The sequence below is a fragment of the Thalassospira povalilytica genome (assembly GCF_002844235.1).
GTDB classification, from domain to species: Bacteria; Pseudomonadota; Alphaproteobacteria; order Rhodospirillales; family Thalassospiraceae; genus Thalassospira; species Thalassospira povalilytica.
Map to the genome: position 1 here is coordinate 181,923 of NZ_PGTS01000002.1, position 18,899 is coordinate 200,821.

Consider the following 18,899-nt stretch of genomic DNA (forward strand, 5'->3'; position numbering starts at 1 on the left):
AACCAGAGAAATCAATTACAGCTTAAATGATGCAATTGTTCAGAACGGGAACCGTTTTTGGACCGGTTTGCGTTTATGCAGCCGAAACCGCCGGGTCAGGCTTTCGCGCAATTGTTCGGCAGTGGGCCGGGGCAATTCGATGGCCTTGCGTGGGCGGGGCGTATCGGACGGGCTGTCTTGCGGGGCAGCGGGATTGTCCGGTGATGCCGGTTCGGCAAACAGGTCAACCGGGTCGGCCTGGTCCGCGGCAAACAGGTCAGCAACCCCGACACCCAGAAGCCGGTATTTCGTGCCGTCGACTTCCTTTTTCAGTAAAGTCAGCGCCGCATCAAGAATGACATCCTCGCGGATGGTCGGATATGTCAGGCGCATGTTGCGGGTACGGGTTTTGAAATCGGCCGATTTCAGTTTCAACACCACCGTATGGCCGGCAATTTCCTTACGCGCAAGGTCGCTTGCCACGCGCGCGGTCAGGCGGGTGGCAATATCGCTAAGCTGTGCAAGATCGGCGATATCGTCATTGAATGTCGTTTCCGATGACAGGCTTTTGCGTTCGGTGCTTTGTTCAACCCGGCGATTGTCCTGCCCGCGCGAGAAATAATAGAACCGTTTGCCAATACTGCCATAACGCCCCTGAAGGGCATGGATATCAAGTTCCTGAAACTGCCCGATCCGGGTGATGCCATCAAGATGGAGCTTCCGTTCCATGGCCGGGCCGACCCCCCACATCATGCGCACGGGCTTGTCGGCAAGAAAATTCACAGCTTCCTGCGCCCCGATCATGGAAAAACCGAATGGCTTGTTCAGGTCCGACGCGATCTTTGCCAGAAACTTGTTATAGGACAGCCCGATCGAGACCGTGATGCCGACCTCGTTGCGGATGGTGGATTGCAGTTCAATCAGGCATTCGGCCGCGGACTTGCCATGTGTTTCCTGTGCCGTGGTCAGATCCATGAAGGCTTCGTCAATCGAAAGCGGTTCGATATCGGGGGTAAGTGCGCGCATCATGTCGCGAATGCGATATCCTTCGCGTTGATATTTCTTCATATCAGGTGGCAGGAATATCCCGTCAGGGCACAATTCGCGCGCCTTGAAGGCGGGCATAGCCGAACGTACCCCGTATTTGCGCGCCACATAGCAACAGGTCGAAACAACCCCCCGATGTCCGCCGCCAATAATCACCGGCTGATCGGCCAGTTCGGGGCGGTCGCGCTTTTCGATCGAGGCATAAAACGCATCGCAATCAAGATGCCCGATCGACAGGTCTGGCAGTTCGCCATGGGCAATCGCGCGTTTGCACCCGCAAACCGGGCAGGGCACATAGGAGCCCGCACCGCTTTTGGGCAGTGGCCGGTCAATATGCAGTCGCCATTTGTGATGGCAGTCAGGGCAAAGCGCGTACAACATGCCTATTTGTACTTCTTTTGTTCCAGAAATGCCAAGGGCCGAAATGCGCAAAGCCACCTCAAGCCCCAAGGTTCCTGTCAGTAACTGTCAGGAGGCCAAACAAAAAGCCGGGAAATTCCCGGCTTGTTTGCGGTGCCTTGGAAAAGGCAGGATTACTTTTGCTTTTGCGCGGCCTTCTGGGCGCGTTTTGCGCGGCGCTGGCGGGCGATCATATTGTCGATATAGCGCCCCTGGAACAGGGTGATGCCCAGTGACTGACCGAACTTGATCGCAGTCGGCGTGTCACAACGGCACAAGATAACGCGTTCGCGGCCCGAGTTTTTAACAAGGGTATCCATTTCGCCGTATTTCTTGCGGATGACATTGTCGGTCATTTCTTCGCGCCAAGCGACTTTGATGAAGTCGGCCTTCAGGCTTTTGCGATCGACAAAGGACAGGGATTCCACCGTCAGGTTATCGATCAGAATGCGATAACCGCGCTTGTGGAAGTCATCACGCACACTGAGATAGGTCTCAAGGTTTGAAAACAGATCGACCTGATTAAGCTCGATAATCACGTTGCCGGGCCACTTGCGCCGGACCGTCTCGTCAAACTTGTCAAAATCCTTGGAGGTCAGGGTGCCAAGATTGAGATTGATCGAGAACGAGCTGGCATGTGTCTTGAACGTCCGTTTGCACAAATAATTGAGCATCCGTTTATCGAGCACTTCTGTCATGTGCTGAAACAGCCAGCGGTTCGATGCCAGATCGATATTGGGCATCAAGGCATTGCGCAAATCGGAGATCGATACAAAGAATTCGTCAAAGACCGGGTGCAGTTCCTTTGACCCGCCATGGGCAAAAACGCAAACCGGCTGTTGGCGGATATGTTCGGACAGATCGGCCGAATGGATTGTTTCTTCAAGCTGTGCAAGGTTTTCCGCGTTGATCGGCTTAAGGGTTTCGTCCTTTTCGCGCTGCATCGCGGTGCGCATGTTGCTGCTTTGCTGCAACTTCTTTGCGCGCTCGTCGAGATGCTGGCACAGCAACAGGAATTCCTGGAATTCGGTATTGAGGTTGTACCAGGTGCAGAAACCGGTTTCTTCGCTTTCGTCCTGGGACAGGGGGTCGTCACGGAAAAGATAACGCAATGTATCGACTGCCGGTTCGACATCGGCAATCGATTTGTCTTTCCAGACGAAAATCAGATCATTGTTGGTCAGGACAAAAATGCGCCCGACATACAGTTTGACGTAACTTTCAAAGGTATTGGTCGCGACGCGAATATGATAGTCGCGGCGATGGAACGGTTTCATGCGTGACAGGTGAATATGCACGGCACGGTGCCCGTATTTACGGGTTTCAAGCCGTTGGACATAATCCAGCAACAGGTATTCCTGAAGGGCCTGTTGGCCAAATTGCTGCGGTTCGATCACGCGCGACCCCTGAAAGAGAAACTGTTTTTATCGTTACGGGTTGGTTGCATACACCCAAGAACGAAGTTTGATCAAATCATAATGTTCTGAAGCACAGGTTAATGGGGCGAACCATCATTATTTATATGAATTATAGATATAAAAGAGCAAGGGCATGATGCACTGCCAAACGGATTTAATCGGCAAACGGGATCGATGCTTTTGCAAGGCCGGACAACAGTGATTGCCGCTTTAACGAATTCTTGGCAAGCAGGATGCAAAATCAATGTGATATGGGGAAATCATTGCCGGTTTTTCGCTGGTATTGGGCCAGATGTTGCCGCATGATTTCCAGGGACATGGTTTAGACAATAGGGGATTGGCGCCATGCAGGTATCCGCAAAGCGGACCGGGAACTGGCTGAAGATCGGCAAGGGGATTGCCGTGATCGGCATGGTTTCATGGGTGTCGGCCTGTGCGCCGCTGCTGGATCAGGACTTTTGGGACGAAGCGACGTCCTTTGCGGATGACAATTATACTGCCCTTGGCCTGCAGCAACTGGCGACGGGGGATTATGCATCTGCCGAGAAGCTGTTTGACGAAGCCTTGCGCAAAAATCCGCAAGACGGTCATGCGATGCTGTGGCGTTCGGTGCTTTATCAAAATACCAACCGCCCGGATCGTGCGCGTGATGGCTATGACACGCTGATTGCCATGAACCCGCCGGGTACGGTTTTGATGTCAACCGCATCAGGAACACAGCCGCGCCCGTTGCGCGATGCCGCCGAATTCAACCTTAAACGGTTGCAACGCGGTCTTCCCGGATCGCTCAGCATCAATGATCAGATCGTTACCGGTCCGTCAGGGCTTGGCACAGGGGGCGGATCGGCGATGCCGATGGCCGCCAATACCCAGCCGGTCATGACAAGTTCACCGACCCGCGCAATGGACATTCCGGCCGGTGCGGCACTGTCAGGTGGGGACGAGGCGATTGCAAAACGCTTTTCGATTTTGCGCAATCTGCAATCGACCGGCCTGATCACGCCCGAAGAATATTCTGCGCGCCGTTCGGCCAATCTTGGTGCGTTGCTGCCAATGAGCCAGCCCGCGCCATCGGCATTCCTGAACAATCCACCGCCCGATGGATCACAGGTCGAGCAACGCCTTAATCAGTTGAACCGTGCGCTTCAGATCGGGGCGATCACGGTGCAGGAACATGTGGCGGAACGCACCGCCATCCTTGATGCATTGTTGCCAGCCCAGCCGCGCCAGCGTGCTGTTCCGCCACCCGCCCCGCAGGGCCTGATGGATGCGGCCCGCCAGATCGCGCGGATCGAGGATCTGCAAGATATGAAACTGGTTACGCCGGACGAATTCAAACGTGAACGTGATGCGATCGAAGCGGCAATCGTCGAACCGGCCAAGGGCAATGTCGTGACCCTTAATTCCGGCGAACCGGTGCGCCGTGTGGCGACAGGCGAAAGCCGCCCGGTTCAGGCTGGCGAGGAAATGGCAAAGGCCGCCGCACCGGTTGCTGCGAGTGGCAGCAAGTCGGTGCATCTGGCATCTTATCGTAATGAAGGGCAGGCCGAACGCGGTTGGCAAATCCTGGCAGGCCGTTATGCACAGCTTGCACCGCTTCAGCATGGGGTGACCAGGGCCAGTATTCCGGGCAAGGGTACATTTTACCGCCTGATGGCAACGGGGCTCAGTGACAGTGCCGCCAGCTCGCTTTGTGCGGAACTCAAACGTCGCGGGCAGTTCTGCGAAGTGAAGTAGTGCACATGGCATCACGGGCAAAATGCCCTATATACTGATCGAAATGACGCCGGTGGGGATGAACGTAACCACCGGCGTTGTTGTTTTTGGTCGACCTGTCGACGGGAGGGCACGGGCAAGATGATCTTTATCTTCAGTGATTTTGGTGTGAACGGTCCCTATAGCGGGACAATGCGTTCGGTCGTGATGCGCAATGCGCCTGAATGTGCTGTTTGTGATCTGATGGTTGATGCGCCGGATCGTAACCCCAAGGCGTCAAGTTATCTACTGGCGGCCCTTCGTCGTGAATTCCGTCGCGGTGATGTGGTGCTGGGTGTTGTTGATCCGGGGGTGGGCAGTGCACGCAAGGGGATCGTTGTCACAGCAGACGGTGTGACATATGTCGGGCCCGATAACGGTCTGTTTGAAATGGTGATCCGCAAATCCGATGATGTTCAGCTGCGTTGTATCGACTGGCAGCCGGAAAACCTTTCGGCCAGTTTTCATGGTCGGGATATTTTCGCACCGGTCGCGGCCTGTGTTGCCACCGGCCAGGAATTTGCCTGCCATGATCTGACCTTGGATCAGCGGTATGGTGATGCCATGGCATGGCCCCATGAACTTGATGAAGTCATTTACATTGATACATACGGTAATCTCATGACCGGACTTCGCGCATGCGGACCGGATGATGCGGTTGCCGTGAATGGACAGGCTGTTCCAATGGCGCGTACATTTTCGGACGTGCCGGTGGGCAAGCCTTTCCACTATGGCAATTCGATCAGTTTATGTGAAATTGCCGTCAATTGCGGGCGGGCAGACCGGCTGTTTGATGCGGAGATCGGAACAAAGGTTTGCATCACACCGGCAAATTTGCGCAATCCCTGATTGGTTTGTGAAAATAAAATGCTATCTTTCAAGGATGTTACAGCTTGATCCGTATCGCACTGTCAACGGATGGACGGGGTCTTTTGAATGTCGATTGAGGTTAAATTCTGGGGAGTTCGCGGAAGCATTGCCTGTCCGTCGCCCGACCATGTGGTGTATGGCGGGAATACGAGCTGTCTGGAAATGCGGGTCGCGGGCAAGGTGCTGATCTTTGATGCCGGGACCGGCATTCGCAACCTTGGCAAGGACCTGATCCGGCGCAAGGTGACCGAAGCCACCATCTTTCTGACCCACACCCATTGGGATCATATCAACGGATTTCCGTTTTTCGTTCCGGCCTATAACCCGAAGGCGGCCTTTCATGTCATGGCCGGGCATTTGACCGACCAGGGCGGGGTTGAACGTGTGTTTTCCGCGCAAATGGCCAATCCGACATTTCCGGTGCCGCTTTCGGCGATGCAGTCAAAACTGACATTCGAGGATTTTACTGTCGGTGATGATCTTAATCCGGGCGAGGGGATTGTTATTCGCACCGCACCGCTGCGCCATCCCAATGGTGCAACCGCATTTCGGGTCGAATATGGGGGACAGGCGGTTTGCTATGTCACCGATACCGAACATGAACCGGGAAAGCCTGATGAAATTATTCTCGATTTCATCCGGGATGCGGATCTGGTGATTTATGACAGCACCTACACCGACGAAGAATTCCCGCAAAAAATCGGGTGGGGGCATTCCACCTGGCAGGAAGGCATTCGTCTTTGTCGTGCGGCCAACGCAAAACGGCTTGCACTGTTCCATCATGATCCGGACCACAATGACGCCGCGATGACCGCCATTGAACAACAGGCGAAATCAACCTGGTCCGGCGCCTTTGCTGCCCGTGACGAGATGGTGGTGGTGATCGAATAGGCTTGCTGGATGCTGCCCGCCTGGGACATCAGATGTTTCCTTGAACTATCAAGTCAACCATGGAGCAAGCTGATGCCAGGCAGATCAGAAAACCCGTGAATATTTCGGGAATACGCGGATTTCAATGCGCCGGTTTGCCTGACGGTTTTCTTCGATCGGATTGCCGGCATCGTCATTGTTTGGCAGTTTGGGTTTGGTATCGCCATATGATATTGCCCGCATGCGTTTCTGGTCCGGGTCAACACCCAATGCCCCGAAAAAACGGACAACGGCGATGGCACGGCCCGCCGCCAATTCCCAGTTCGATGGAAAGCGCGGGGAGCTTATCGGGCTGTCATCGGTATGGCCGGTGACTTCGATCTGAAAGCCGAGATAACGGGGTTCCTTTAAAAGGTCCGCGACGTCTTTGAGAAACAGGACAGCATCCTTGGTCAGATTGGCCGATCCCGGCTGAAAGAAGGCGCCGCTTCCCATTTCCATCAGAATGCCTTCGTCGTCGGTCGATACATTGACCGCACTGTCCATGGCCATATTGAACACAACGTCCTTGAGATCGGTTTCAAGAACCTGGGTCGGACGCACCACATCGCGTTTGCCGATCTGTTCGGCGATACCGGCCTGGACTTTTTCAAACACCGGCAATTCAACTTTGGAAAAGCTGACAAGCATGACAAAGAACGCCATCAAAAGAGTGATGGCATCGGCATAGGTAGCAAGCCAGTCTTCGTTGACTTCTTCTTCGACGGTGCGGGGGATACCCTTTCTGCGGCGGGCCATGGCAGATTTTCCTATTTCGCAGATTTGTCGATATTGAAGTGAATGGCCGGATCAAGGAACGAGTTCATGCGATCCTGAATGGCGCGCGGGCCTTTGCGATCGGCCAGCATGATCAGGCCTTCGGCAATCAGATAATTGCGAAACCGCATGATTTCTTCGCGCTGCTGAATTTTGCTGGCCGCGGGTAAAAAGAAAAATCGCGCAGCCACAATCCCGTAAAGCGTGGTGATCAACGCAATGGCAAGTCCGGCGCCAAGCGATGTCGGGTCATCGGCCATTTTATCAAGCATGATCACAAGCCCGACCAATGTGCCGATCATGCCAAATGCCGGGGCGGCGGCGGCCATGCTTTTCAGGATCGAGACCGGCACAAGATTGCGGCCAAAGGCATTATCAATGGCGTTGTGAAGCATTTCGGCGGTTTCATCACCGTTGTAGCCGGTAATCACGACTTCCATCGCCCAGCCCAGAAACGGTTCGTCCTTGGCGACCCGTTCGGCTTCCTGTTCAAGGGCGTTGATGCCCTTTTTCTGAAGAAGGTATCCCCATTTGACAACCCGGCCGACTTCACCGGTCAGTTGCCCGCGGCCCATTTGCGGAGCACGGAAAATCTTGAAGATCAGTTTAAGCGCCAAGAGCACATAGCGCGCCTCATAGGCAATAAAGGTCGCGGCCAGGGTGCCGCCAACCACCATCAGCGCGCTCGAAAGGCTGACAAATACAAGGTAGTTGTCGGTCGAAATAAAGATCGATCCGACAAAAAGTCCAAGGCCAACCATTATGCCCAAAATCGTCGTAAACGACATTGTTCCCACAATCCCCCAAGCGTCGATCAGTCGACCTTTCGATCCGTCGAGCTGTCGTTTCCCCGACGACCAACCGTATCGGGGTAATGTCGCGATCCTGCCCGTAATTATAATTATTCTATAAGTTTTTACGTAAGAATAGGTCCATAAAAGCTTGAGGTCTGGTTAATTTCGAATTTAACAAAAGTCTAATGCGGTGCGTTATGCCTTGGTTTCAATGGCTTGGCAGATCGAAAAAGGATCTAAAACAACGCAAAGACGGACCCGCGCGGTCCGGAACAGCCATGAACATTCATGAACCGTTGCGGTGGACATAGTTTGAAATCAGCCGAGCGATCGTTTTGTCTTTTTCAAAATCGGTGATCGCGGCATTGACCTTGTCGATCAGATTGCGACAGGGAGACAATCTGGAAAAGGCCATATACATCTTTTCGGATTTTATCGGCGTGTTTGAAATGGTGATGTCGGTGCCAAGGGACGCGCGCCGTTCGGATCGTTGAAGGGTATAAAGCCCCTGGACACCATAATTTGCCCGTTTCCGGGCAATCATGTCGATCATCTGGTCTGTTGTATTGACCCGCATCATCGTCAGATGTTGTTCGATGAACTGATCAAAATCAGCCCCCCAACTGTCGCCGCGTGTGGTAACGCCGACCTTGCCGACAAGATCATACCAATCGCGGAAATCAAATGCCGCATCGGCCATGGTAAACATGACAATCGGGTCTTCGGCATAGGGCAGGGTATAAAGATAACGGGCTTCGCGTTCCGGCGTCTTATAGATCGCCACCAGAAGATCAATATCCCCGTCCGTCAGGTTCTTTACCGCCCGTATCCACGGGCCGACATTTCGGATTTCAACGCGAACCCCGATTTTGCGGGCAATCAGACGGATCAGATCAATCGACGCCCCGCGAAAGGTTTCATGTTCGGTATAGTTGAAGGGCGGATAATCAATGTGGCCGGAAACAATCAGCTGATGGCAGCTTTTGCGCAGCCGGTTATCCGACGCATACAGATCTGGCACCCAAAGCAGCATGGTTGCCCATATCGCAATCAGCATGAACGAAAATCTGCGGGGCCGTCCCCGGTATGGTGTGCCAGATGCCGGAATGTTTTGCATAAATCTTCATTTTTGCCTGCAAGGGGCAAAATACAAGACTGGCGACAAAACAACCTGTGCGGGATGTTCTGTCGCCAGATGCGTCAGTATCGGAATGTGTGCGTTTTGAAAGCGGACGTCTGGGTCAGGTGGCCCGAATGTCGGCAAGGAAACGGTCAACTTCGGAGCGCAAATCATCAGACAGGGACCCAAGTTCACGCGCGACATCAAGAACCTGATGAGCAGCATGATCGGTATCGGCAACGGTGTTGCTGACCTGTTCGATATTGCTGCTGACTTCCTGGGTGCCGATAGCGGCCTGTTCGACATTTCGCGCGATTTCGTCCGTGGCGTCGGCCTGTTCACCGACCGCGGTTGAAATGGTATGGGCCATTTCGGTGATGCGCGAAATCACATCCGATATATCGGCCATGGAACTGACTGTTTTGCCGGTTTCTTCCTGAATGGCGGTGATTTGATCGGCAATTTCGTTGGTGGCGCGGGCTGTCTGGTTGGCAAGGTTTTTGACCTCGGCTGCGACCACGGCAAAGCCTTTGCCGGCTTCACCAGCCCGGGCAGCCTCGATCGTCGCATTCAGTGCCAGAAGGTTTGTCTGCCCGGCGATGTCGCTGATCAGGGCGACGATTTCGCCAATACGACCAGCAACTTCCGAGAGGCCCTGAACCGTTTCCGATGATTGTTCGGCTTCGCGTGATGCCTCGGCGGCAACCCGGGTGGAGGCATCTGCCTGTTCGCCAATTTTGGAAATGGAAGAAGACAGATGGTCGGCCGCATCGGCGACGGTGCGCACATTTACCGTGGCCTGTTCGGAGGCGGCGGCAACCGTGGTTGCACTTTTGCTGGCGCGGTCGGCGGTTTCAACCAGACCATTGGCCGTGGTTTGCATTTTACCGGCCGAACTTGATACCGCACCGACAATCTTGGCAATGACGCCTTCGAAATTGCCGATATGCTGTTCAAGCTTTTTCATCCGTTCTTCACGCCGCTGGGAGGCGGCCTGTTGTTCGGTTTCCATCTGTTTTTTGGCAATGGCGTTGGTGCGGAATACCTCGACCGATTTGGCCATGCGTCCGATCTCGTCCCGGCGCGACAGGGCGTTGATGTCAAAATCGGTATTGCCCTGGGCAAGTTCGGTCATGTCCCGGCCAAGATCGGAAAGCGGTGCGGTTACGATCCGGGTCAGCAATATGCGCATGCCAATAATGGTGGCGATGGCAATGGCCAGACCGCCAAGAACGATGCCGATCAGAATTTTGTTGGTTTTTTCCTGTTCGGCGGCAACCGAAAGACTTGAAGACAGAACGGCAATCACGTCGCCTTTCTGGGCATCCATCGCGCCATGGCAACTAAAACAGACTTCGCGGTCGGCCCCCTTGGTTTCACCAAGGACAATCGGCATCGACATGCGATAGGTGCCGTTTTCGGTATAGCGCCCGATCAGTTTACCTGTTTCGATGGCTTCGATATCAATGTCGTCGCGCGGGGTTTTGATCGGCTTGTCGCCGTATTCTTCCATATATGCCTGTGTCGTTGGTCCCCAGGCCGACCAAAGTTCACCGGGATAATCCGCATTGCGACTGTCAAACCAGTTATTAAAGACATGAATGCCGATGTCATCGACATCATCGGGGCGGGCCGCCATGACATTGACGATCAGCGCATGCAATGAGGTCAGTTCATTTTCACTGAGCTGACGCAACTTGCTGTCCATCGCGTTTTCTTCAACCACGGTCATCATCAAAAGCGCAATGACAACGGTTGACGTCACGCCAAATGCCGATGCCCACATAAAGCGTTTGCGTATGCCCATTGCATTGAAGGCAGACAGAATTTTCATGTTCATTCCCCGGTGCGATGACGGAAACAGACACCTTGTTCGGCCGGTTTCGCATTGTCCTGAATGGTTGGAACAATGCATGATCGTCAAAGTCCCGCCTTGATATGACTCAAGTCATCAATGATATCGGGACGGTCCGGGGAGCCAACTCGATGCGTAATGGGTGCGCGATTGATCTCCGAACAGACTGCACAGGGCTTGTTTTGATGTGATGGAAAAGGCATAAGCAGGCCAATAAGTATCGCACCCAACCTACTGGAATGAACAGGACCGGCTGATGACGCTTTCCTATAGCGACACCCGCAAAAAGCTTGATCAGATCACCGCGGAAATGCTGGGTCTGATCCGTAAATACGATCTGGATGCCGCAAGCCCGTTTGACGTGATCGAAGTCGCACGCGCCAAGATTACCGACCAGAACGACTATATCCGGTTTCTTGAGCTGTCCCTCGAAGGGCGGATTTATGGCGAGTATGGCGATGCGCTGCAAAAGCAGATCGACGAAGAAGCCAAGGTACAGGCGGCAAAAGCCGTAAACTGATACCCGTCGCGTTTGGTTGCGATCGAAAAAAATCATCCGGAACGGCCTGCTTTTCATCGCGAAAAGCGGGCCGTTTTTCAATTGGGGCAGTTTGTCACAAAATCTTCCTGATCTTGTCACCGTCATGCAGTTGAGTGGCCACGAACACCGGACTATATCGCTGCTGTAAAACGCGCATCGGCAAACGGTGCATTTCCTTCGCCGCAATGATGTGCGAATGCCTAACGAGCAACAGGATGGCTGACATGAAAAAGAGTTACGTCCAAACTCTGATGGAAGTCGAAAAAGTATTCGGTCAGATCAATGACCATGATTACCGCCTTTATCGTGCAGTCTGGGGCAATCGCCAGGCCGCCCAAACCGGACTGCCGCGCGGAACACGCGCGGAAATCAGCAAAAAGCTGGCAAATGATTTCGTTGCAATGCGAACGCAAAACCACCGTGCCCATGTACGTGCCCAGGGAGTTGCCCAAGGGCGTACAATGACACCGCACGCCGCCTGAACGCAATTTGGCGTTCCGGCCGTTGGTGCAGCTTTTTGATGAAGCTTGCCATTCCGGCAGCTTTCAGGCATCAAGTGTCGCCGTATGCGCAGCAAGCCCGGAGATGACCGGGTTCTGTGTGCGCGATATGCGAACCACCTGAAAGCTGGCCGGAGTATCCCATGTCGATTAAGTCGTTGATCCGTACCATTCCTGATTACCCGAAAAAGGGGATCATGTTCCGCGACATCACGACCCTGTTTGAAGATGCTGACGGCCTGCGCGAAGTCATCGACAGCTTTGCCGCAGAATTTCAGGACAAGAAAATCGACATGATCGCCGGGATCGAAGCGCGCGGCTTCGTCATTGGTCCGGCGGTGGCACTTGCACTGGGCGTGGGGTTTGTCACCATCCGTAAACAGGGCAAATTGCCGGCCGAAACCATCGGTGTGGAATATGAACTGGAATACGGAACCGACGTGATTGAAATCCACAAGGATGCGATAAAGCCGGGCAGCCGTGTTCTTGTCATGGATGATCTGATTGCAACCGGCGGAACTGCGCTGGCGGCAATTGATCTCGTTGAAAAGGTTGGCGCAGAAGTTGTCGCCTGTGCCTTTATCATTGATCTGCCCGATCTGGGCGGGGCGCAAAAGATCCGTGATCGCGGTATCGAGGAATTCCATCTGGTCGAGTTCGAAGGCGACTGAACAGGCCCAATACCGCCGGATCTTTGAAATTTCTGCCATTCCCCATTATATTCATGTATAATGCTTGGGTTGAATTGGTTCGCCGCCCTGCGGCAGGAAAGAGGAAATGATCACACCGGTCCAAACAGCACAGACAACCTCACAGGTCAGCCAGTATGGCCGACTTGCGGCTGCTGGTGCGCGCGGTGTGTCGACAGTTGATCGCAGTACGCAGATCGAAGAATCATCTCAGCATTATTCCTATAACCCGGATGATGACGGCATTTTGTTCAATGCCTATATCGACGGCAAGAACAAGCGCCAGCCGGGGCAGGGCAACCCGGGCGATCAAAAAGATCAGCGAACCGAACAGCGCGCATTGTCTGCCGCCCGGCGGGCAAGTGACCGCGAAGGTGCGATGGACGTGCAGTCTGATCAGGACTTTGCATCCATGCTTGATCCATCCATTCCCTTTGACCTGTCAGCCAATAGCGGCACGTCCTTTTACGCGCTGGTAAATGCGGTGGCGCATGGTGTTGGTGTGCGTGGTCGTCAGCTTGATGCGTCGGTTTGACCCGGATTTGACCGGGGTGTTGGCGATCATCGCGGGATCATATCTGTTTGCAAAATTTCCCTGATCAAAGTCGCCGGTGCTTGTTGCCATATGACATAGGCCTTATGATGGGGCATCTTCCCATCAGACCATCGGGCCAGGAATGCAGAACAAGCCGGTTCTCAACACAGTTTTCGAAGCAGCGTTCAGATTCATTGATCTTGCCCTGAACGATAACGAATATCTGCAACCGCAAAAATTGCACCGTTTGCTGTATCTGGCCCAGGCCTATTACGGGGCGAATTATCACGGCAATATGCTGATGCCTGCGATCTTCGTCGCTGAGGAGTTCGGCCCGGTCGAACCCAACCTTTATGCGGTGATGGAAGAAAGCCGTCCTGATGTGCGGCTCAAACCGATTGACCCGAAAACGGCCCATTTCCTTGAAAGCATCTGGTCGCAATTTGGTCATCACACGGTCGAACATCTGAGCATGACGGTGCGCAACCATCCGCCCTTTACCAAGGCCTATAAGGAAGGGATCGGAACCATCATTCCATATACGGAGCTGGTGGAGTTTTATGCATCGGTCCGCAAAAGTGCCACCACGCCCGAGGCAAAGGAAGTCGTGCGCCCGCGTGTCATGCGATCGCACAAGGGTAAACCCGTGGCGACAACCGACTGGCTGCCACGGCGCATCAAGTAATTCCGATCGGGATACGGCATATCCGGATATCTGGCGGTAAACAGGCCGTTATCGGGATCTATTGCCCGACTGTAAGATCAATGCACGGGTCCTTGCGGACCATGTCATTGGTAAACCACATGAAATCGACATCATCCCGATTGCCGAACCGTTCGGCATAGTCCTGTGGTTTGGGGGGATTGTCGCTTGGATCGTCGGCTTCGATCAGGCTGACGACGGCAATGTCATTGGCATCAAGACCGGGTTCGAACCGGCTGATATGCCAGGGAACAGCAATGGTGTGGCGCACATGCATGGCGCCCGCGATCAAAAATGCCCCGTCATGATCGGCGGTATTGGCGATATCGGTCATGGCGCGGGCAAGGGACGCATCACGGGCGAACTGAACCGTTGAAAAGCCACCCAGCATGCTTTTGGGCAGGGCGTTGCAATGGCTTTCGGCCATTTCAACACGGAACCGTTCCATAATCTCGTCGGGCATGTCGGGCAGCGAAAGCTTTGTCGCCAGTGTCGCAGGCAGTGCCGCCGTGCCCTCGGCAATGATTGGCCGTAAAAGATCATCTGGCAGATTGCCCGCCACCATCGTCAGGTCATGTGTCTTGGCGATTTCTGCGATCGGGGCATAGTCATGCCATGACGGCCAGCCGCGTTCTTCCCATTCCAGTGTCTGCCCAAGGTCGGAGATCGGAACTTCCTGCCAGCTTTGATCAAGAAGACCTTGCTGATCGCGGGTAAACATTTCCCAGACCACGGCCCGATGGCGTTGATCGGATTTTGTCAGCGCATCAATCAGTTGGGACTGGTGATGGTGATGGATCGGGTTGTCGTGTTTTTCACCGATCAGGATATATTTCCGGTTCGACAAACGACGCACAAGTTCATCAAACATGATGTATTCGCCAGCACGCCGATCAAAAATAAGACCGGGTGCAGGCGGCAGGGCATTGATATCGGCGACATGATGGCTGCCGGTGCCGGCTGGTATTTGTGCCGGTGCTGGTTCTTGCGTCTGTGCGATGCTGTGCCCGGAAAAGACAAAGCTCCCTGCAATTGCGGCGATCACACCGGCACTGCGAAACAATGCATTTGCGTGAAGCCAGCGAAGAGGGAGCTTTGACATCGATCGTGAAATTCCAGATTGATAGATGGTTCGGTTTATTTGCTTAACCGCAATGCTGTTTCCAGGTCGTTAACAAGATCATCTGCATCCTCGATCCCGACCGAAAGGCGGAGCAAATCGCCCGGAACCGGGCTTGTCGGGCCTTCGACCGAAGAACGATGTTCGATCAGGCTTTCGACACCGCCAAGTGACGTTGCCCGTTTAAAAAGTTTGCACCGGTTATGGAAATCAACCGCGCGCTTTTCGCCGCCCTTGACCCGGATCGACAGCATGCCGCCAAATCCACCCGTCATCTGTTTTACCGCGATATCATGCCCGGCGTGGCTCACAAGGCCCGGATACTGGACCTGTTCGACTTCGGGGTGGTTTTCGAAATGTTTGGCAATGGCCATCGCATTGGCCGATGCCCGTTCAACACGGATCGAAAGCGTGCGCATCCCGCGCAGCAAAAGCCAGGTTTCAAACACACCAAGAACCGCACCGCCAGATGCATGCTGTTTGCACACACGTTGCCAGTATTCGCCGTCTGATGCAGTGGTCAGCGATCCGGCCAGAACGTCACTGTGACCATTGAGGTATTTGGTTGCCGAATGCATGACGATATCGGCACCAAATTCAATCGGGCGGGTCAAAAGCGGGGTGGCAACGGTATTGTCGACAACGACCTGTGCACCGGCCTTGTGCGCCAGTTCGGTAACAGCTGCAATATCGGTGATCTGCCAGTCCGGGTTGGCCGGGGTTTCAAGCCAGACCAGTTTGGTCTTGCCCGCAACAATATGCTTGTCCCAGTCCGCAATGTCGGCGTTATCGACAAAGTCAAAGGACAGACCGGCACGCACGCCACTATCAAGCATGAAGCTGCGCAGCGCCCAATACATCACCTTGGGGGCGACAATATGATCGCCGGGGCTAAGGGCATGAAGACAGGCAACAGCCGCTGCCATGCCCGATGCAAACAGGCGGGTTTCGCTGCCACCTTCCAGGGTGCTTAATACTTGGCAGGCCTGATCATAGGTCGGGTTATCGGCGCGCGTATAGCAGCGCCCGTCATGATAGCTGAGATCGGTATTACGCTCGAACGTGGTCGACGGATAAAGCGGCGGTGTGACCGACTTGGTTGCGTCATCAACCCAGCCCAGTGCCTGGGCGGTGATGGTGGCCGGTTTTTGGTTTTTTGCGTGATCAGACATGGTGGCTACCTGATTTTGTTGAGATTTATTGCCGCGCAACATAACGTGGTTCGCGCCACACACCAAACTGTAATCCAATCCAGAGGCCCCGACATGACCAATTACCCCGAAATCACCCTGCCAAAGGAATGCGACGTTGTCGTTATCGGTGGCGGAATCCATGGATCTTCCAGTGCCTATTACCTGACCAAGGCGGGGATGAAGGTGGTTCTTCTGGAAAAGGATACGATTGCATCACATCAGTCAGGCCGGGCGTGGGGATTTGTCCGTCAGCAGGGGCGCGATCCGGTTGAATTGCCGCTGATGATCGAATGCAACCGCATCTGGCAGGGACTGGAAAAGGAACTGAATGCCGATCTTGAATGGCGTCAGGGCGGGGTTCTGTTTGTGGCGCGCGATGACGCGGAAATGGCCGATTACGAACAATGGATCGAAGACGCCAAGGGTTTTGATATTGAAACCCGGGTGCTGTCACCAAAAGGTGTCGAGAACATCACACCGGGCATCACAACACCCGGTGTCGGGGGTATTTACACGCCATCGGACGGGCAGGCAGAACCGAAAAAAGCCGCACCGGCCATCGCCAGACGTGCCAGCGAAATGGGCGCGGTGATTGCTGAGGGATGCGGCGCGCTTTCGATTGAAACAACCGCGGGTGCCATCAGTTCGGTGGTGTCGGAAAAGGGCGAGATCAAATGCAAATATGTGATCTGTGCCGCGGGTGCCGCCACCCATAAATTCGTTGCCAAATTCGGCCGCCGACTGCCGCAGCAAACCACGCGTGGCACCGTTATCCGTACAACGCCCGTGCCCGATATCTCGGCTGCCGGGACGCTGGCCGCCGGTCTGGCCTTTCGTCAGCGCACTGACGGGTCGATGAATATTGCCGATGAATTCATGACCGATATTGATCTGACCCTTGGCCGTTTCAAATATGCCAAGGCCTTTGCGCCGGGGCTTTTTGATAACTGGGCGACCTTCAAGTTCCACTTTAACAAGCGGTTCTTTGATGATCTGGTCGATCGTCTGCCGGGATCAGAAGCATCGAAACAACCAATGATCGGAAGGCGCACCAATCAGGCGGAACCCTATAAGGTGCGTGTCAGCAACGCCATGTCCAATCTGCAAAAGGTTTTCCCGCAGATCAAGCAGGTCGGCATCGTCGACAAATGGGCCGGTGATATTGATGTCACCCCGGATGCGGTGCCGGTCATTGATCAGTTCGACAATCCCAAGCACTTCTTTGTTGCCACCGGTTTTTCGGGGCACGGATTTGCCATGGGGCCGGTTGTCGGCAAGGTGTTGGCAGACTGGATCACCACCGGACAGCCATCGATTACCCTTGCCGGGATGGAACTTTCGCGGTTTGAAGACGGATCAGTCCGCCGTCCGCGCACGCGGGTCTAAATCCCGCATTATCAAAGTTTGGACGGGATGGTGTAAGCAACGTCACATCATCCCGTTATCCCTTCAGAATTTCCTTGCAGAAAAAATGTAATGTTATAACGTATCTTTAATGATGTGCGGGACGGCGTTTCCTTGCAGATCAGAAACGATGCGGATCGCCCGTCTCCCAATGGGTGGTCGTGGATCGGACGAAACCGGCAGCGTTTGCGCGCTGCCGGTTTTGTTTGTTATTCGGCGCTGATCGAAATGGCATGCGGTTCGGGGGCCACCGTGGCCTGCTTGCCTGCAAAGAACCGGGTTGCGCCAATCGGCGGGGCAATAAAGTCATCATCGCCAAGACCCGCTTCCTTGCGGGCCGATGCCAGTCGCTTGGGCGGTTCATCAACCGGTTCGGCGGTCAGAACGAATGTCCCCCAATGGATGGCAAGTGCCTGTTTGACGCCCATTGCCTGCATGATCTGAACGGCTTCTTCGGGATTGCAATGGGAATTGCGCATGAAATCGCGCGGATCATAGGCACCGATCGGGATCAGGCCGAAATCAATCCCGCCATGTTGCTGGCCCAGTTCGCTAAACAGGGCCTCGTTCCAGCCGGTATCGCCGACAAAATAGAACCGGTAGCCATCGGCGAATTCCAAGATATAGCCACCCCACAGCATTTCCTTGCGGTCCTTGGTGGTGCGGCTTGACCAATGGTTGGACGGCACATGGGTGATTTTGACATCCCCGTGATGGTGGCTTTCATCCCAATCAAGTTCAACATAGCGATCAGGAGTGATGCCTGCCTTTTCCAGCAACGGTCCGTTTTTCAGCGGCAACACATAACGCGGCACATCGCCAAGAACGGTCAGGCTGGCAAGATCGAAATGGTCGTAATGATTGTGTGACAGCAACACCAGATCAAGCTTGGGTAACTGATCGATGCTTAAGCCCGGCTGGCTGTATCGTTTCGGGCCCAGTCGCTTGAACGGTGATGCGCGATCAGAAAAGACCGGATCGGTCAGGATGTTAAGGCCGCCATATTGCACCAGAACCGTGGCATGACCGACCCAGGTGACCTGCAAACGGGTCGGGTCGGGATTTTGGATGGCCGCAAAATCAGGTGTTTCGGTCGCGATTTTGCCGATTTGCTCGGTTGCTTTTGGCCATTTGTAATCGCCCGACAAACGCAGTTTCAAAAAACGCCAGAACGACCGCTTGACCGGATCGGGCAGGGGATGACGGTTTTCAAAACCGGTTTCGGTATGGTGATCGGGTCGGGATTGGATTTGCACGCGTCTGTTCCTGCCATCAAAACAATCATGTGATT

At 54.3% G+C, this 18,899-nt stretch carries 18 protein-coding genes; 9 read left to right on the plus strand and 9 right to left on the minus strand.

The window, feature by feature from the left end; translation table 11 throughout:
* Positions 1–39: 39 nt before the first annotated feature.
* Together CU041_RS05115 and CU041_RS05120 are read right to left on the minus strand one after the other, a co-directional pair.
* Entirely contained in the window at positions 40–1,407 is a 1,368-nt protein-coding gene (locus CU041_RS05115) for a DNA polymerase IV (protein ID WP_101246027.1), read from the minus strand.
* 152 nt (positions 1,408–1,559) lie between these two features.
* Positions 1,560–2,822, minus strand: coding sequence for an EAL domain-containing protein (locus tag CU041_RS05120; RefSeq protein ID WP_101246028.1), 1,263 nt, complete (start codon positions 2,820–2,822; stop codon positions 1,560–1,562).
* Between the two features lie 366 nt (positions 2,823–3,188).
* Between CU041_RS05120 and CU041_RS05125 the strand changes: the two genes are divergently transcribed.
* The 3 genes from CU041_RS05125 to CU041_RS05135 all read left to right on the plus strand — a co-directional run bounded on the left by CU041_RS05125 (position 3,189) and on the right by CU041_RS05135 (position 6,359).
* On the plus strand, positions 3,189–4,580 hold the full coding sequence (locus tag CU041_RS05125) for an SPOR domain-containing protein (protein ID WP_101246029.1): 1,392 nt from the start codon (positions 3,189–3,191) through the stop codon (positions 4,578–4,580).
* 120 nt (positions 4,581–4,700) lie between these two features.
* On the plus strand, positions 4,701–5,447 hold the full coding sequence (locus CU041_RS05130) for an SAM hydrolase/SAM-dependent halogenase family protein (RefSeq protein ID WP_101246030.1): 747 nt from the start codon (positions 4,701–4,703) through the stop codon (positions 5,445–5,447).
* An 87-nt stretch (positions 5,448–5,534) separates the two neighbouring features.
* Positions 5,535–6,359 carry an MBL fold metallo-hydrolase gene (locus tag CU041_RS05135; RefSeq protein ID WP_101246031.1) on the plus strand — a complete coding sequence of 275 codons (825 nt, stop codon included), beginning with the start codon at positions 5,535–5,537 and terminating at the stop codon, positions 6,357–6,359.
* An 84-nt stretch (positions 6,360–6,443) separates the two neighbouring features.
* Here the strand turns inward: CU041_RS05135 and CU041_RS05140 are convergent, their stop codons facing one another.
* The 4 genes from CU041_RS05140 to CU041_RS05155 all read right to left on the minus strand — a co-directional run bounded on the left by CU041_RS05140 (position 6,444) and on the right by CU041_RS05155 (position 10,902).
* The gene (locus CU041_RS05140; RefSeq protein WP_101246032.1) at positions 6,444–7,136 is read right to left on the minus strand and encodes an OmpA/MotB family protein; all 693 of its coding nucleotides are present in this window, start codon (positions 7,134–7,136) and stop codon (positions 6,444–6,446) included.
* Between the two features lie 11 nt (positions 7,137–7,147).
* A complete protein-coding gene (locus CU041_RS05145; protein ID WP_068519272.1) occupies positions 7,148–7,942 on the minus strand; it encodes a motility protein A in 795 nt (264 codons plus the stop codon).
* Between the two features lie 292 nt (positions 7,943–8,234).
* Positions 8,235–9,005 (minus strand): substrate-binding periplasmic protein, encoded by a 771-nt coding sequence (locus tag CU041_RS05150; RefSeq protein ID WP_170310144.1) that lies wholly within the window; start codon positions 9,003–9,005, stop codon positions 8,235–8,237.
* 184 nt (positions 9,006–9,189) lie between these two features.
* A complete protein-coding gene (locus CU041_RS05155) occupies positions 9,190–10,902 on the minus strand; it encodes a methyl-accepting chemotaxis protein (RefSeq protein ID WP_101246424.1) in 1,713 nt (570 codons plus the stop codon).
* 277 nt (positions 10,903–11,179) lie between these two features.
* Here CU041_RS05155 and CU041_RS05160 point away from each other — a divergent pair, with 277 nt between their 5' ends.
* From CU041_RS05160 to CU041_RS05180, 5 genes are all read left to right on the plus strand, one after another.
* On the plus strand, positions 11,180–11,443 hold the full coding sequence (locus CU041_RS05160) for a hypothetical protein (RefSeq protein WP_101246034.1): 264 nt from the start codon (positions 11,180–11,182) through the stop codon (positions 11,441–11,443).
* A gap of 245 nt (positions 11,444–11,688) precedes the next feature.
* Entirely contained in the window at positions 11,689–11,946 is a 258-nt protein-coding gene (locus tag CU041_RS05165) for a hypothetical protein (RefSeq protein WP_101246035.1), read from the plus strand.
* Between the two features lie 161 nt (positions 11,947–12,107).
* The gene (locus tag CU041_RS05170) at positions 12,108–12,635 is read left to right on the plus strand and encodes an adenine phosphoribosyltransferase (RefSeq protein WP_101246036.1); all 528 of its coding nucleotides are present in this window, start codon (positions 12,108–12,110) and stop codon (positions 12,633–12,635) included.
* Between the two features lie 106 nt (positions 12,636–12,741).
* Entirely contained in the window at positions 12,742–13,188 is a 447-nt protein-coding gene (locus CU041_RS05175; protein ID WP_101246037.1) for a hypothetical protein, read from the plus strand.
* A gap of 142 nt (positions 13,189–13,330) precedes the next feature.
* Entirely contained in the window at positions 13,331–13,873 is a 543-nt protein-coding gene (locus CU041_RS05180; protein ID WP_068519279.1) for a Panacea domain-containing protein, read from the plus strand.
* 58 nt (positions 13,874–13,931) lie between these two features.
* Here CU041_RS05180 and CU041_RS05185 read toward each other — a convergent pair whose 3' ends face one another.
* Both CU041_RS05185 and CU041_RS05190 read right to left on the minus strand, forming a co-directional pair.
* Positions 13,932–14,993 carry a ChaN family lipoprotein gene (locus CU041_RS05185; RefSeq protein ID WP_101246038.1) on the minus strand — a complete coding sequence of 354 codons (1,062 nt, stop codon included), beginning with the start codon at positions 14,991–14,993 and terminating at the stop codon, positions 13,932–13,934.
* 35 nt (positions 14,994–15,028) lie between these two features.
* Positions 15,029–16,183: a trans-sulfuration enzyme family protein gene (locus CU041_RS05190; protein WP_101246425.1), complete on the minus strand. Its 1,155-nt coding sequence runs from the start codon at positions 16,181–16,183 to the stop codon at positions 15,029–15,031.
* A 93-nt stretch (positions 16,184–16,276) separates the two neighbouring features.
* Between CU041_RS05190 and CU041_RS05195 the strand changes: the two genes are divergently transcribed.
* On the plus strand, positions 16,277–17,590 hold the full coding sequence (locus CU041_RS05195; RefSeq protein WP_101246039.1) for an NAD(P)/FAD-dependent oxidoreductase: 1,314 nt from the start codon (positions 16,277–16,279) through the stop codon (positions 17,588–17,590).
* Between the two features lie 227 nt (positions 17,591–17,817).
* Here CU041_RS05195 and CU041_RS05200 read toward each other — a convergent pair whose 3' ends face one another.
* A complete protein-coding gene (locus CU041_RS05200) occupies positions 17,818–18,864 on the minus strand; it encodes an MBL fold metallo-hydrolase (RefSeq protein ID WP_101246040.1) in 1,047 nt (348 codons plus the stop codon).
* Positions 18,865–18,899 lie beyond the last annotated feature (35 nt).